Annotated in this window: 17 protein-coding genes; 3 read left to right on the top strand and 14 right to left on the bottom strand. The window is 73.7% G+C overall.

Features of this window, described 5'->3' with window-relative positions:
• Positions 1 to 8: 8 nt before the first annotated feature.
• The 3 genes from EDD29_RS33655 to EDD29_RS33645 all read right to left on the bottom strand — a co-directional run bounded on the left by EDD29_RS33655 (position 9) and on the right by EDD29_RS33645 (position 1,878).
• Positions 9 to 191, bottom strand: coding sequence for a hypothetical protein (locus EDD29_RS33655; RefSeq protein ID WP_123668299.1), 183 nt, complete (start codon positions 189 to 191; stop codon positions 9 to 11).
• Positions 192 to 799: 608 nt separating this feature from the next.
• On the bottom strand, positions 800 to 1,252 hold the full coding sequence (locus EDD29_RS33650; RefSeq protein ID WP_123668298.1) for a MarR family winged helix-turn-helix transcriptional regulator: 453 nt from the start codon (positions 1,250 to 1,252) through the stop codon (positions 800 to 802).
• On the bottom strand, positions 1,249 to 1,878 hold the full coding sequence (locus EDD29_RS33645) for a DJ-1/PfpI family protein (protein WP_123668297.1): 630 nt from the start codon (positions 1,876 to 1,878) through the stop codon (positions 1,249 to 1,251). Before EDD29_RS33645 ends, EDD29_RS33650 begins: the two co-directional genes overlap by 4 nt.
• A gap of 529 nt (positions 1,879 to 2,407) precedes the next feature.
• Here EDD29_RS33645 and EDD29_RS33640 point away from each other — a divergent pair.
• Complete coding sequence (locus EDD29_RS33640) at positions 2,408 to 3,172, top strand: SDR family NAD(P)-dependent oxidoreductase (RefSeq protein ID WP_123668296.1); 765 nt, start codon at positions 2,408 to 2,410, stop codon at positions 3,170 to 3,172.
• Positions 3,173 to 3,180: 8 nt separating this feature from the next.
• Here the strand turns inward: EDD29_RS33640 and EDD29_RS33635 are convergent, their stop codons facing one another.
• From EDD29_RS33635 to EDD29_RS45900, 3 genes are read right to left on the bottom strand one after another with little or no spacing between them, the layout of a single operon-like run.
• A complete protein-coding gene (locus EDD29_RS33635) occupies positions 3,181 to 4,437 on the bottom strand; it encodes a multidrug effflux MFS transporter (RefSeq protein WP_123668295.1) in 1,257 nt (418 codons plus the stop codon).
• 52 nt (positions 4,438 to 4,489) lie between these two features.
• Positions 4,490 to 5,131: a PucR family transcriptional regulator gene (locus EDD29_RS33630; RefSeq protein ID WP_123668294.1), complete on the bottom strand. Its 642-nt coding sequence runs from the start codon at positions 5,129 to 5,131 to the stop codon at positions 4,490 to 4,492.
• A 5-nt stretch (positions 5,132 to 5,136) separates the two neighbouring features.
• On the bottom strand, positions 5,137 to 5,298 hold the full coding sequence (locus tag EDD29_RS45900; RefSeq protein ID WP_170201689.1) for a hypothetical protein: 162 nt from the start codon (positions 5,296 to 5,298) through the stop codon (positions 5,137 to 5,139).
• Between the two features lie 443 nt (positions 5,299 to 5,741).
• Between EDD29_RS45900 and EDD29_RS33625 the strand changes: the two genes are divergently transcribed.
• Positions 5,742 to 6,131, top strand: a complete 390-nt coding sequence (locus tag EDD29_RS33625; RefSeq protein WP_211360083.1) for a YidB family protein — start codon at positions 5,742 to 5,744, stop codon at positions 6,129 to 6,131.
• An 89-nt stretch (positions 6,132 to 6,220) separates the two neighbouring features.
• Here EDD29_RS33625 and EDD29_RS33620 read toward each other — a convergent pair whose 3' ends face one another.
• The 4 genes from EDD29_RS33620 to EDD29_RS33605 all read right to left on the bottom strand — a co-directional run bounded on the left by EDD29_RS33620 (position 6,221) and on the right by EDD29_RS33605 (position 10,031).
• Positions 6,221 to 7,042: an SAM-dependent methyltransferase gene (locus EDD29_RS33620; RefSeq protein ID WP_211360082.1), complete on the bottom strand. Its 822-nt coding sequence runs from the start codon at positions 7,040 to 7,042 to the stop codon at positions 6,221 to 6,223.
• The gene (locus EDD29_RS33615; protein WP_211360081.1) at positions 7,032 to 7,871 is read right to left on the bottom strand and encodes an alpha/beta fold hydrolase; all 840 of its coding nucleotides are present in this window, start codon (positions 7,869 to 7,871) and stop codon (positions 7,032 to 7,034) included. The genes EDD29_RS33620 and EDD29_RS33615 overlap by 11 nt, the downstream gene beginning before the upstream one ends.
• A gap of 101 nt (positions 7,872 to 7,972) precedes the next feature.
• Positions 7,973 to 9,349: a sensor histidine kinase gene (locus EDD29_RS33610; RefSeq protein ID WP_123668290.1), complete on the bottom strand. Its 1,377-nt coding sequence runs from the start codon at positions 9,347 to 9,349 to the stop codon at positions 7,973 to 7,975.
• A 4-nt stretch (positions 9,350 to 9,353) separates the two neighbouring features.
• Positions 9,354 to 10,031, bottom strand: a complete 678-nt coding sequence (locus EDD29_RS33605; protein WP_123668289.1) for a response regulator — start codon at positions 10,029 to 10,031, stop codon at positions 9,354 to 9,356.
• A gap of 118 nt (positions 10,032 to 10,149) precedes the next feature.
• Between EDD29_RS33605 and EDD29_RS33600 the strand changes: the two genes are divergently transcribed.
• On the top strand, positions 10,150 to 10,782 hold the full coding sequence (locus tag EDD29_RS33600) for a PepSY domain-containing protein (protein ID WP_123668288.1): 633 nt from the start codon (positions 10,150 to 10,152) through the stop codon (positions 10,780 to 10,782).
• A gap of 113 nt (positions 10,783 to 10,895) precedes the next feature.
• On the opposite strand, the gene EDD29_RS33595 is transcribed toward EDD29_RS33600, so the two are convergent.
• The 4 genes from EDD29_RS33595 to EDD29_RS33580 all read right to left on the bottom strand — a co-directional run bounded on the left by EDD29_RS33595 (position 10,896) and on the right by EDD29_RS33580 (position 13,741).
• Complete coding sequence (locus tag EDD29_RS33595) at positions 10,896 to 11,627, bottom strand: SIR2 family NAD-dependent protein deacylase (protein ID WP_123668287.1); 732 nt, start codon at positions 11,625 to 11,627, stop codon at positions 10,896 to 10,898.
• Positions 11,628 to 11,708: 81 nt separating this feature from the next.
• Complete coding sequence (locus EDD29_RS33590; RefSeq protein ID WP_123668286.1) at positions 11,709 to 12,218, bottom strand: hypothetical protein; 510 nt, start codon at positions 12,216 to 12,218, stop codon at positions 11,709 to 11,711.
• Between the two features lie 78 nt (positions 12,219 to 12,296).
• Complete coding sequence (locus tag EDD29_RS33585; RefSeq protein WP_123668285.1) at positions 12,297 to 12,911, bottom strand: GyrI-like domain-containing protein; 615 nt, start codon at positions 12,909 to 12,911, stop codon at positions 12,297 to 12,299.
• Positions 12,908 to 13,741, bottom strand: coding sequence for a MerR family transcriptional regulator (locus EDD29_RS33580; RefSeq protein WP_123668284.1), 834 nt, complete (start codon positions 13,739 to 13,741; stop codon positions 12,908 to 12,910). The genes EDD29_RS33585 and EDD29_RS33580 overlap by 4 nt, the downstream gene beginning before the upstream one ends.
• Between the last annotated feature and the right edge of the window lie 10 nt (positions 13,742 to 13,751).

Genomic DNA, 13,751 nt, shown 5'->3' with positions numbered 1-13,751 from the left:
CTGCGCGGTCAGGAGGGGAAGCACCATTGGCAGGGGGTGCGCTTCGGAGTGAAGCGGGCTGAGCTCTGGGTCGTCTTGCGCGGGGTGCGGATCTCGTTGCCGCGGCGGAGATCGCGCGCCTGGTGGTCGACGAGGCCGACACAGTCGGCTACGAGAGGGAACGCGTCGCCCTTCTCGGTGACCCGGACCATGCGCGGAGAGCGGGGGTCATCGGCCTGGAGGCACGGGCTACGGCGTTCCGGGAAACGGCCATGTTCGCACTTCTGCGGCATCACCCAGTGAATGTCGACTTATCGGCCGATCTCTCTCAAGAGAATTCCATGATGAAGAGGGTTCGGTGCGGTCGGGCGGAGTGGGTGGGGGCCGCCCTGCCCCCTGTGGCGCGGCTGGCCGCAGCCCGTACGGGCCCGGCCTCCGGGCCACGACCCGAACGGGGAACGCCGCCCCGGCTCTGGGGCGCGGTATCGGATATGTCGGCCCGGGGGAGGGGCCGAGCGCGATGAGCGGGAAGGCGGCCGTGGGCCGTTTCTGGCCGGGAGGGCTGCTGAGAAGAAGGGCGGCGGTTCGGTGGGCGAGATGGTGGCGCGCGGCTTGCGGGGCCGCGGACGGGCCCGGTCGCCGTGGGCCGGGCTGCTGTGCGGAGGCGCGGCGAGGTAGTGGGTGAGGTGGTGGCTTTACGGCGCTGGACGGGCCCGATTGCTCGGGCGGGTTGCTGGGGCGGGTTGCTGGGGCGGGTATGACGTGGGCGTGGGTGGATGGGTGCGGGAGGTCGTGGGGTGGGCCGGTCGGGTTACGAGGTTCAGGGGGCGGGAGGGGCGGCGGGGTGGAGAGCGGCCATGGCGGTGGCGAGGCGTTGGAGGGAGGTGAGGACCGAGGGGTGGTCGGGGCCCAGGGCGGTGGTGAGCGCGTGGGCCAGGGCTGCGTGGTCGGGGTCGATGCGGCGGAGGGCGGCGTGGCCGCGGTCGGTGGGGCGGAGGAGGTGGGCGCGTTTGTGGGAGGGATTGGGCAGGTATTCGGCGAGGCCGTCCTCGACGAGGAGCGCGGCGACGCGTTGGACGCTCTGCCGGGTGATGCCCATGGCGCGGGCGATGTCGGAGACGGTCAGGGGGGAGGAGACGACGGCGCCGAGAACCTGCCAGCGGGCCGCGGTGAGGCCGACGGGGGAGGCGAGCCGTTCGGACGCCTCGAGGAACAGCCCGTTCAGGCGGAACACGGTCAGGGCCGTGGCCGAGAGGAACTCCTGCTCGTTCATCCGGCCGCCGCCATGAGGACGGGGTAAGCGGACGCGTCGGAGTGGGCGAAGAGGCGGAACCAGGCGTCGAGCACCGCGGGTTCGTAGAGGCCGAGTCGCGCGAAGATCTCGCGGGCGAACGCGACGGGCTCGGTCGGGCCCGCGGTGATGACGTTCCCGCCGGTGACCGCGTCGGCCTCGACGTAGTGCGCGCCGCCCTCGTAGCCCGTGGCGGCGAGGTATTCGGCGACGGCGCTCGTGTGCGCGCGGTCGTCGAGCAGTCCCGCGCGGGCCAGGCCGGCGGTGGCTCCGCAGATCGCCGCGACCGGAACTCCCGTGTCCAGGAAGCGCCGGGCGAGGTCGGCGAAGGGGTCGAGCGTGCCCGGCTCGTCCCACCCGTCGGCACCGGGCAGGATCAGCAGCGCGGAACCCTCCGGGCCGACTTCTCCGAGCACCGCGTCGGGCACGATCCGGATCCCGCCCGCCGTGGTGACCGGCCCCGCCGTCGCCCCGACCGTCCGGACCCGGTACCGCCCGGGCTCCCGCTGCCACTCCGCCTTGGCGAGGTGCGCGATCGCGTGCCCCGCCTCCCAGTCCGCCCATCCGTCGTACACCGCGACCCACACGTCCCGCACCGAGTTCTTCATGTCAGCATCCTGTCGAAACGACAGCCTGCTGTCAAACTTAGGACGCCCGAACGGACCCCGAGCGCATGGCAAACGGGTGGATTGACCTCCCTGATGCGGCCTCGAGTGCCGCGCCGGATTCCGCCCTTCCTTGCTCCCGGCCTTCCTTGCTCCCTCCCGCCCCTGACTCCCTCCCGCCCCGGGAGGTGTCGGTGTAGGTGCCGGGTCGGTGTGCGGCGGTGTGCGGCGGTGTGCGGCGTGCGTGGCGGTGTGCTGCGGTGCGTGGCGGTGTGCGGCGTGTGCGGTGGTGTACGGCGGTACGTGGTGGTACGTGGTGGTGCGTGGTGGTAAGTGGCGCGTGCCGGGTCGGGTGCGGTGGTGGTGGGGCGGGGCGGGGCGGGGATGCTGGGTGGCGCGGTGGTGTCGGGGTGGGGTGATGGGTGGGGGCGGTAGGTCGGTGGGTGGGGGCGGGTGCTCGGGTGTGGCGGGCGGGCGGGGGTGGGGAAGGGGGGAGGATTGGGGGGTTGGTGGTCTAGAGAGGGGAATCGGGATGGGGTATCTGCGGGAGCTGTTCGGGCTTGAGGGGAAGGTCGCGCTGGTCACCGGGGGGAGCTCGGGGATCGGGCGGGGGATCGCCGTGGCGTTGGGCCGGGCCGGGGCGGATGTGGTGGTGGTGGCGCGGAAGGAGGAGGGGCTGCGGGAGACGGTCGCGGAGCTGGAGCGGTACGGGTGCCGGGCCGGGTGGGTGAGCGCGGACCTGGGGGAGCGGGGGGCCGTGCAGGAGGCGGCTGAGCGCGCGGTGGGGGTGTTCGGGGAGGTGGATGTGCTGGTGAACTCGGCGGGGGTGAATCCGCGGCCGCACATGGACGAGCTCACCGAGGCCGAGTGGGATCTCACGATGGCGGTGAACCTCACCGCGCCGTTTCTGCTGGGGCAGCGGTTCGGGCCCGCGATGGCGGGACGCGGCTGGGGGCGGATCCTCAACGTGGGGTCGCAGCAGGCGTTCCGGGCGTTCCTCAACAGCGGCGGCTACGGGGTGTCGAAGGCCGGGGTCACGGCGCTGAGCCGTTCCCAGGCCGAGGCGTGGTCGGCGCGGGGAGTCACCGCGAACACGCTGGTGCCGGGCTTCGTCCGGACTCCGCTGACCACCCATGTCACCGAGGAGGGGCTCGCCGAACTCGCCGCGGGCACCTCCGTCGGGCGCAACGGCGTGCCCGAGGACTTCGCGGGCGCCGCGGTCTTCCTCGCCTCCCCCTCCGCCTCCTACATCACCGGCCAGACCCTCTTCGTCGACGGCGGCCTCAGCACCCACTGATCCCGGGGTCAGCGGGCGAGGAGGGGGTCGGGGAGCCGGCGCCAGGGGCGGAGGAAGGAGAGGAAGGCCAGGTGGGCCAAGAGGGAGAGGGCGAGCATCGCGAGGGACATGGGGAGGGCGGAGGAGGTGTCGCCGAGGCCGGTGAGGACGGGGGAGACGCCGGCGGTGCCGAACTGGGCGGCGCCGAGGAAGGCCGAGGCGGTGCCCGCGGCGGTTCCGGCCCGGTCCAGGGCGAGGGTCGTGGTGGTGGGCAGGATGAGGCCCATCGAGGAGGTGCAGCAGAACAGGAGGGCGGCCACCCAGGGGAGGGGCGCCCCGGTCTGTGAGGCGGCGATCAGCCCGGCGGCGCTGAGGGTCAGCGCCGTGAGGCCGCCGCCGAGGACGGTGTGCGCGCGGAAACGGCCGAGCAGGAGCTTGCCGTTGATCTGGCCCGCGACGGCGAGGCCGATGGCGTTGAGCCCGAACAGAAGGCTGAACGTGGTGGGCGAGACGCCGTAGGCGTCCTGGAGGACGAGGGAGGACCCGCCGATGTAGCAGAAGACCGCGGCGAAGCCGAGGGCGCCGGTCAGCATGTAGCCGGTGAAGGCGGGCCGGCGCAGCAGTGCCCAGCCCGCGTGCAGGCTCGCGCCGAGGCCGCCGGTGACCCTCCGGTCGCGCGGCAGCGTCTCGGGGATGACCAGGACGCATCCGGCGAGCATGACCGCGCCGAAGGCCGCGAGCACCACGAACACGCCGCGCCACACGGTGAACTCGAGGATGACCCCGCCGAGCACGGGCGCGATGACCGGCGCCAGCGCCGAGACCAGCATCAGCGTGCTGAAGAACCGGGCGGCGGCCAGGCCCTGGAACATGTCGCGCACGATCGCGCGGGCGATCACCAGTCCCGCGGCCCCTGCGAGGCCCTGCACCAGCCGTGCCCCGATGAGCGCCTCGACGCTCGGGGCCAGCGCGCACGCGAGCGTCGCCAGCAGATAGGCGGTCATCCCGATCACCAGGGGCCGCTTGCGCCCGAAGGCGTCGCTGAGCGGCCCGGCGACGAGCTGGCCCGCGGCGAGCCCGATGAGGCAGGTGGTCAGGGTGAGCTGGACCAGGCCGCCCGACGTGTCGAGCCGCTCGGCGATCTGCGGGAAGCCCGGCAGGTAGAGGTCCATCGACAGGGGCCCGAGCGCGGACAGCGAGCCGAGGGCGAGGATCAGGGCGAGGCGGGGCCGGTCCCCGGCGGGCGGGGCGGCGGGCGGCGCGGAAGGCGAGGGCGGCGAGGTCATGCGGGAGGACTCCGGCTCGGGAGGAGAGAAGGTGCGGGTCGGGCTGCGGGTGTCAGCCGAAGGGCGGGTCCCCGGTGATCTGCAGCATGTCCAGGGCCAGGGTGATCCGGGCGATGTCCCGGTAGGACCGCAGGTCGAGTCCGGTGACCTGCTCGATCCGCTGGATGCGCTGGTGCAGCGTGTTGACGTGGATGGACAGTTCCGCGGCCGTCTCGGCGACCTGGCCGCTGTTGGCGACGAACCGGCGCAGCGTCTCCAGGAGGCTCGATCCGCGCTTCAGGTCGTAGGCGCGAAGCGCGCCGAGGGTCGTGGTGACGTACTCGGTGAGCTGTTTCGGCGACAGGGCCGCGGCGACGTTGCCGAAGGAGCCGAAGTCGTCGTAGTAGGCGATGCCGCGGCCCGCGGGCGCGACGGAGGCGGCCATCCGGGCCTCCTTCAGTGCCTCGGGGAGCCGGTCGAGGCCGGTGAACGCGGCGCTGAACCCGGTCCGCTCGGCCTGCGGGCTCATCGCTGCGAAGCGGCGGGCGGTCGCCCGGTCGGGCTCCGCGCCGTGCAGCAGCACGAGGACGTCGGCGCCGTCGGCGGTGGCGGCGAGCCAGCGCCATCCGGCGGTGCGCAGCGTCTCGTCCTCGGGGCTGAGCGGCGGGGTGAGGACGAGGGAGCCCTGGGCGGCGGGCGAGCGGAGTCCCTCCATTCTGATCACCGTGCGGTCGGCGCCGTGGCCGCGGTGGCGCCGGCGCCGGGGGAGGTGTCGTCCGCGCACGCGGACAGCAGCGGGGCGGCGCCGAGGACGGCTGCGCCCGACGGTCCGAGGCGCAGGAGGTCGCGTCGGGACAATGCGGGAAGGCGGTTGGAAGTCATTGCGGCTCTCGTCACGGCTTCTGTGCGACCGCCCCTGGGGGAGGGTGCCTGGGGAGGGCGCCTGGGGCCTGCCGCGGGGGCGGCGGGCCCCGGCATGGGGGACGGATCTCGTCAGGAGGATTCCGACTCCTGTCAGGGTCGGAGTGTTCCCGAGGGATGCCCGTCCTCTTAAGGAGCTGTTCATATGGTGGGATATGGTCGCGTCCATATAGCGAGGCCGGCATCTATGGAGGCCCGCATTGCCGGGGTTCCTCCTGGCTGGTGGGGACAAGTGGGCGCTGCTCGTGCGCGCTTTGCGGGCCGGGCCCTCGCGCTCGCCGGGGGATTCCCGGGGCGCGGGAGGCCGGGTGATCGGCCGGTCCCTTGGGTGTTCCTTGGGGCGGGATTGGGTGGTGCCCGAGAGATCGCTCTCTAGCGTGAAAGTACGTCTAGGGAGGAATTCCATGGATCTGTCGCAATTGATGAAGCTCGCCCAGGACCCGCAGGTCCAGCAGATGGTGAAGTCGGTGCTGAGCGGTATCGGCGGCTCCGGCCAGGCCGGGGCGCAGGCCGGGGGCAAGGCCGGGGGCGGCGGCCTCCAGGACCTCCTCGGGCAGCTCGCCGGAGGCGGCCTGTCGAAGCAGGTCGACTCCTGGGTCGGCACCGGCGCCAACGAGCCCGTCACCGGACGTGACGTGGAGCAGGCGCTCGGCCCGGACGCCGTCCGGCAGGCGGCCCAGGCCGCGGGCGTGGCTCCCGAGAAGGCCGCCGACGACCTGGCCAACGTGCTGCCCGGTCTCGTCGACAAGGCGACCCCGGCCGGCTCCGTCGACCCCGGCACCGCGGCACCCTGACCCGCGCCGCCGAGGGCCGTCCTCGAGGGGGCGGCCCTCCGCGTACGCGCGAGTCGTGCGTGCCCGAACGCCGCGGCCGCCGCCGTGCGCTAGGGCTTGCGGCCCACGGCCGCCCACATCCACGGGTGGCCGCCGGGGACGTCGGCGACGGGTCCGTCGGGGCGCCAGCGGGAGGCCTGGACGACGCCGGGGTCGACGAGGTCGAGGCCGGTGAAGAACCGCCCTACCTCGGCGCGGCCGCGCGCGGACATCCGGGCCGAGGCCTTGTCGTAGGCCTTGCCGCCTTGGGCCGCGCCTACGGGGTTGAAGTCATGGGTGAAGTGGGTGAGCGCGAGGTGGCTGCCCGACGGGACGGCGTCCAGATAGGTCGCGACGTGCGCCCACGGGTCGTCGGCGTCCTCCAGGAACTGGAGCACCGCGATGAACAGGACGCCGACGGGCTTGCCGAAGTCGATGAGGTCACGGGTCCGCGGGTGCTCCAGGACCGTCGCGGGCTCGCGGAGGTCGGCGCGCAGGGCGGCGGTCCTGCCTTCCGCGCCGAGGAGCGCGCTGGAGTGCACGAACACGATCGGGTCGTTGTCGACATAGACCACGTGCGGGTCCTTGACCACCTCGCGCGCGGCGTCGTGGGTGTTCGGCGAGGTGGGAATGCCCGTGCCGATGTCGAGGAACTGGGTGACGCCCTGCGCGGCGAGGTACCGGACGGCCCGGAGGAGGAAGGCGCGGTTCTGGCGGGCGCCGAACCTGACGCCGCCGCGCGTCGCCTCGATCATCTTCTCGGCGGCGTCCCGGTCGGCCTGGTAGTTGTCCTTGCCGCCCAGGTAGTAGTCGTACATCCGGGCCGAATGCGCCAGCGTGGTGTCTATCTCTTCGCGGCCGGCGTCCCGGTCCGTCGTGCTGTCATCGGACATGTCCGACATTTACTGTGCCGGGGGGTGAAGTGTCCGGCATTCGGGAGAATTGCGAGTGGCTTCCGCGCAGGATCGTCATGGCGACGCGGTAGGGGTCGTCGCCCATCGGCACATGGCCGCAGCCGGGCAGCAGCACGTGCTCGGCGTGCGGCAGGAGCGCGCGGGCGGTCTTCGCCTGGTGGACGGGCAGCACGATGTCCCGGGTCGCCCACGCGATGGTGACGGGCACCTCGGGCGGCACCTCGGCGTTGAACGGCGCGTTCTCGGCGAAGAACTCCCCCACCTCGGGACGGGCCCGCAGCAACCCGCGGAAGTCGCCCAGGGCCGCCTCGGGCGCCGCCCACGTGGGGTGGCTGTTGATCCAGAAGAACAGCGCGGCCCGCCCGGCCCGGGTGCGCAGCAGCGGCGCCGCGTAGGGGTCGAGCACCCCGGCGAGCGCCATGACGGTCCGGAACAGCGCCACCGTGTACCGGAACTCCGCGCCGGTCCGCCAGAACCCCGCGGGCGACAGGGCGGTCACGCTCCGCGCCGCGCCCCGCGCCGCGAGTTCGAGGGCGAGCCGCCCGCCCAGGGAGTTCCCCGCGACATGCGGCCGGTCCAGCCCCAGGTGGTCGAACAGGTCGAGCAGATCGGCCACCATCCGGTCTCCGGGCGGCTCGGTCCCCGCCCGCAGCCCCGGCGACTCCCCGTGCCCCGGCAGGTCCACCAGGAAGATCTCCCGGTGCTCGGCGAGATGGTCCGCGACGGGCAGCCACGCCTGTCGCCGATGCGTGATCCCGTGCAGCAGGACGAGCGGCTCGCCCGCCCCCATGCGCTCATGAGCCAGCATCGAAGCACCTTCCGTGGTCCCGGTCCTTGGAGGCAAGTCCATCGCCTCGGGCCAGGACGAATCCACTCACCCACCGACGGATTACCCCGGTATCCCTTTGATCACGGAGCGGGAGGAACCACCGGAAAGCGCAGCACGAAGTCCGCTCCGGGGACGCCGGGGGCGGGGCAGGTGAGGGTGCCGTGGTCGGCCTCGGCGAGTTCGCGGGCCAGGGGGAGGCCCAGGCCGGCGCCGCCCTCGTCGGTGGCGCGCGCGGCGTCGAGGCGGACGAAGCGCTCGAAGATCCGGTCCCGGTCGGCGGGCGGGACGCCGGGGCCGTCGTCGTGGACGGCGAGGACGGCACGGGGGGCGGGGCCGGGCTCGGCGGAGACCGTGACGGTGACGCGGGACGCGGCGTGGCGCTGGGCGTTGTCCAGAAGGTTGCCTAGCGCGCGGGTGAGGTGCCGGGGGCGCACCGAGACCCACGGGTCCGCGAGCGCCCGGTGGACGACGGGGACGCGGTCCGTCGCCGGGCGGGCGGCGAGGGTCTCGGCGACGAGGTCGGCGAGGGAGACCGGGACGGCGGGCGGGCCGGGGTCGGCGGCGTCGAGGCGGGCCAGGAGGAGGAGGTCGGCGGCGAGGTGCTGGAGCCGGTGGACGTCCAGGATGGTCCCGTCGAGGTCGAGCAGCCCGGGGTGCTCGCGCGCGATCTCCAGCTGGGCGCGCAGCGACGCGATGGGGGTCCGCAACTCGTGCGAGGCGTCCGCGACGAACCTGCGCTGCCGCTCCGCCGAGCGCTCCAGCGCCGCGAGGGTGCGGTTGGTGGTGGTCGCGAGCCGGGCGATCTCGTCACGGGACGCGGGCACCGGCACCCGCGCGGCGAGGTCGCCCGCCGCGGTGATCCCGGCGAGCCTCGCCCGGATCGCCTCGACGGGGCGGAGCGCCCGGCGCGTCACCAGCCAGGCCGCGGCGGCGGTCACCAGCAGCACCGGCGGCAGCCCGAGCAGCAGACCGCGCACGGCGGTGGCGACCGCCTCGCGGGCCTCCCTGAGCTCCGCGCCGCCGTACACGACGGCCGAGGACCCGTCCGGGCCCGTCACGGCGACGGCGGCGAACCGGTAGGCGGAGGGTTCCCCGCCGAACACCGCGGTCCGGGTGACGAACCCGGTCTCTGGATCGGTGTCGTCGTCGTCATCGGCGGCGCCGGGCGGGACGGTCGGCAGCCCGTCGAGCACGAGTCCCGGGCTCTGCGCGAGGACCCGCCCGTCGAGGTCGACGACCCGCACGGGGCCCGCCTCGGGCAGCCGCAGCGCGGCGGGCGCGATCCCGGCCGTCCACTGGGCGGCGACCCGCTGCGCGGACGACTCCGCGGCCACCGAGACCCCGCCGAGCAGTTCGGCGCGCAGCGCCAGCACCACCGGGACGCCCGCGGCGATCAGCGCGAGCGCCACCACCGCGGTCGCGGCGAGGGAGGTGCGGGCGCGGACCGAGCCGAGCACGTCCTCACACCTTGCCCGCGGTGAGCCGGTAGCCCGATCCGCGGACCGTCTCGATCGACCGTCGGCCGAAGGGCGCGTCGACCTTGCGGCGCAGCGCGCTGACGTGCACTTCGACGACGTTCGGATCGCCGTCGTAGGCCGAGTCCCACACGTGGTCCAGGATGCGCCGCTTGGAGACGACCTCCTCGGCGTGCGCGGCGAGGTACTCCAGCACGGCGAACTCCCGGGACGTCACCGCGACCTCGGCGGGGCCGCGGTGCACCCGCTGCCCCGCCGGGTCCACCCGCAGGTCGCCGATCTCGATGACGAGCGAGCCCGCCCGCTGCCTGCGCCGCAGCAGCGCCCGGATCCTGGCGCGCAGGACGAGGTAGGAGAACGGTTTGGTCAGGTAGTCGTCGGCGCCGCAGTCCAGGCCCTCGGCCTCGTCGTACTCGCCGTCCTTGGCGGTCAGCATGAGGATCGGCGTCTGCACGCCGTCCCGCCGCAGGGTGGAGGCGACCCGGTAGCCGCTCACGCCGGGGAGCATCACGTCGAGGAGGATCAGGTCGTAGTCCTCCTCGCCGGCCCGGAAGAGCCCTTCTCGCCCGTCATGGGCGACATCGACGGAGTAGCCCTCGGCCCGCAGCCCGCGGGCCAGGGACAGCGCGAGCCGGCGCTCGTCCTCGACGATCAGCAGCCTCATACCTTCACCTTTTGCCGCATTCATGCTGAAGCACCCTTCAGGAAGGTTCAGGGCTTCTTCAGGACCGGCAGGGCAGCGTGGGCGCTGATCGACAGTCGTCGCCCGTGAAGGAGCACCGATGCCCGCCAAGACAGTCCTCGCCCTGGCGTTCGCCGTGACCGCGGCCGGGGGAACCGCCGCGGGCGCCGCTTTGGCGTCCGCGTCCGCAGACGCAGGCCCGCGCGTCCCCGTCGCCGCGGTGACCGAGACACCGGCCACCGACACCCCGACGGACGAGACGCCGACCGACGACATGACGGAGTCGCCGGCCAGCCCGTCCGCGGCCCCTGCCGTCACCTATGACCAGGCCATGAACAAGGCCCTGGAGAAGGCGCCCGGCCTGGTGGCAGGGGCGGAGCTCGACGACGAGGGGGAGAAGCCCACCTGGCAGATCGACGTCCTCACCGAGGACGACAAGTGGCGGGAGATCACCGTCGACGGCGCGACCGGCGAGGTCACCCAGGACCAGGAGTCCTCCGGCGACACCGACGAGGCCACCGCCATCCGCGCCGCCAAGGTGACCGCCGCCGACGCGGTCAAGAAGGCGACCGAGACGCAGCCCGGCACCCTCCAGTCCCTCGAGTTCGAGAACGAGGACGGCAAGCCGATGTGGAACGTGGACATCAAGTCCGACGACGGCACCGAGCACGAGCTCCAGGTGCCCGCCGACAACGCCGACGCGACGCCGACCCCGTCGCCCACGTCCTCCTGACCCGGCCTGGCCGGGCGCTCCAGGACTCCCGTAGCGCGGGCCGGACCGCGGTCGCGGAGGCGTTCAGCACGCGGGAGAGGCCGCACGAGCGGCCTCTCCCGCGCCGTGCCGGGTCAGGACATGAGCTCGGCGCAGATGGCCGGGATCGCCTCGCCGATCGGGGTGCGGATGACCGCGGTGGCGCGGTCGTCGTAGGGGGTGGGGTCGCGGTTGACGATGACGACCCGGGCGCCGAGATCGGCGGCGAGGCCGCACAGGGACGCGGCGGGCTCGACCTGGAGGGTCGTGCCGATCACCAGGAACAGCTCGGACGCGGCGGCGATCCGGCGCGCCTGGCTCAGCACGTCGGAGTCCAGGTATTCGCCGAACATGACGATCGACGGCTTGAGCGGCCCGCCGCAGCCGCACAAGGGCTCGGTGGGGAGCTGGGCGAGGGCCGCGTCGGCGGTGGTCCGCTCGCCGCAGTCCAGGCAGGACGCGGTGGTCAGCGAGCCGTGCAGCTCGATGACCTTGCGTGGGGAGGATCCGGCCTTCTGGTGGAGGCCGTCGACGTTCTGGGTGACGATCCGCACCGCCTTGCCCGAGGCCTCGAGGTCGGCCAGCGCGCGGTGCGCGACGTTCGGCCGTACCTCGCCCTGCCTGCCGGAGAAGACCTCCCAGAAGCGGCGGCGCACCGTGGCGTCGGCGAGGAATCGGTCATAGGTGAAGATGTCGGCCGCGGTCGGGTCCTGCGTCCACAGGCCCTGTGGCCCCCGGTAGTCGGGCACGCCCGAGTCCGTCGAGATTCCGGCTCCGGTGAACGCGGTGATCCGCTGCACGCCCCTGGCCCAGGAAAGGTCCTCCATAGCGTGAAACATAGGGGCAGTGCCTGTGCGGGGCAAAAGGGATTCCGGGCCCCGGCGCGGCCGGGACCCGGAAAGGGCCCGTCAGCGCGGGATGAGGCTGCCGAACAGGCCGCTCAAGGGGCTCCCGAGGGGGTTGCTCTTGCCGCTCAGCCCGCCGCCCCTCTTCTTCCGCTTCTTGATCGCCTGGACCTTCTTGACGCTGGTCGCGGTGTGCAGGCGGACCCCGGCGGCGTTGTGCAGCTGGGTGGTGATCGTGGCCATCGAGCCCGGGACGAGGGGCCCGTCGCGCATGACCGGGATCTGGATGGTGTGGCGGCGCAGGGTGCCGCACTCGACGTCCTCCTTGACCTTGCCCGAGACCGCGGCCCGCGCGCCTGGCTTCGCCTCGGTCTGCGAGAAGGACGCGGTGAGGACGGCGGTCTCGTTCTTCGGTTCGCACGAGTACAGGAGCAGGACGTCCAGGGCCTGGCCGCTCGCTTCGACGGCCTTGATCGGGACGACCATCCCGGAGGTGGCGACGGGTGCCGCCGAGGCGGCGGTGGCGGGCAGCGCGAGCAGCGCGGCGGCGGCGAGAGCGCAGAGAGAACGCATAACCGCACAGGGTAGTGATCCGACCACCTTGAGTCGCCGCCCCTTTCCAGCGGTTTTACCCAGTCGAGCCCCGGCCGGTCACCGGGCGGCGACCGGATAGCGCAGGATCGTCCGCAACCGCTCGGGGGCGGCGCGCCGGAAGTCCGACAGGTAGATCTCGTGGTGCCGTCCGGTGATCTCCAGGCCCTGCGCGGCCAGGTGGGCGTAGAGCCGCTCCAGGGTCGCGGGCTCGTCGGCGAAGGGGCCCGTGTGGAGTGCCTGCGCGCAGCGCCCTTCGCGCCAGGCGGTGAACCGCAGAGCGTCCACCGGCAGGCCGGGCTTCCGGCGTGCCGCGGCCGCCAGAGCGGTGCGGACGAGATCGGCGGCGGCCTGCGGCGGCTGCATGATCATCATGGTCCAGTGCCAGCGCTCGCGATCGGACTCCTCGTACCGCTGTCCGTCGCCGGGCCACCACAGCCCTTCCAGCGGCATGACGGGGTACTCGACGGTTCCGGCGGCCTTGAGCGCACCGCGCACGGCATAGGCGCCCGTGTACAGGGCGGCCACCGCCGCGGACCACGCCTCCCCCTCGGGCGCGCCGACCCCGTCGACCATGAGGAACCCCAGCTCGGGCGCGTCCACCAGCGCGGGCGCGGACCGCGCGGAGTACAGGTCCCGGTGGGTCTTCTTGAAGTCTTCCCGCGGCGTGCTCATCGCTTCTCCAGGTCGGTCGTGATCTCGTCGGCAGGGGTCTTCGGGCGCGGTCCGACGGGGAGGGCGACCCGGGTCAGCAGGTCCGCGGGCTCCGCCTCGTCCGGGCCGACCAGGTACTCCTCCCGCGCGTGCCCGTGCGCGGCGAGCCCCCGCTCCCCGGCCCAGGCCAGCAGCGCGTGGTAGGCCAGCGGGATCTCCGTGTAGGGGCCGCGGTGCAGGGTCCGCACGACGGTCGCGGCGGGCAGCGCCAGCGGGACGGTCCCGGGCGGGTCGCGGTCGGCCCGCACGCCGACCGCGACGGCGGCGGGCTCGGCGAGGTCCAGGGGGAACACCCCGTGCAGGGGCGCCGTCCACGGGCCGCCCGCGAGTGCGGCGAACAGCGCGGCGACGCACTCGCCGACGCCCTTCCCGAGGTCGGCGGCGGAGTACCGGGCGCGCACCGCGGTGAGGCGCAACGCCGGGACGTCGGCGAGGGCGACCTCGTAGGCGGGTGTCCGCCCTTCGGCGAGCCGGTCGAGCACCGCGAGCCGCGCCCGGTCGCGCTCGATCCGGGCGGCGACCCGGTCCCGCGCCGCGCCGAGGAGGCGGGCCCGCTCGTCGCCCGCCGCGGCGAGCACCGCGGCGATCGCGGGGAGGGGGACGTCGAGGTCGCGCAGCAGGGCGATGGTGAGGGCGTCGGGGACCCGGTCGGAGGCGTAGTACCGGTAGCCGGTGGCGGCGTCCACCCGGTCGGGCGGCAGCAGGCCCAGGTCGGCGTAGTGCCGCAGCCGCTTGACGCTGAGGCGGCACAGCAGGGCGAAGCGCCCGATGGTCAGCAGGTCTTCCGGCATGCCCCCATGC

It is taken from the genome of Actinocorallia herbida, assembly GCF_003751225.1.
In the GTDB taxonomy this organism is placed as follows: Bacteria; Actinomycetota; Actinomycetes; order Streptosporangiales; family Streptosporangiaceae; genus Actinocorallia; species Actinocorallia herbida.
Note: the sequence above shows the minus strand (reverse complement) of the source record. Positions and strands in the feature narration are given on the sequence as shown.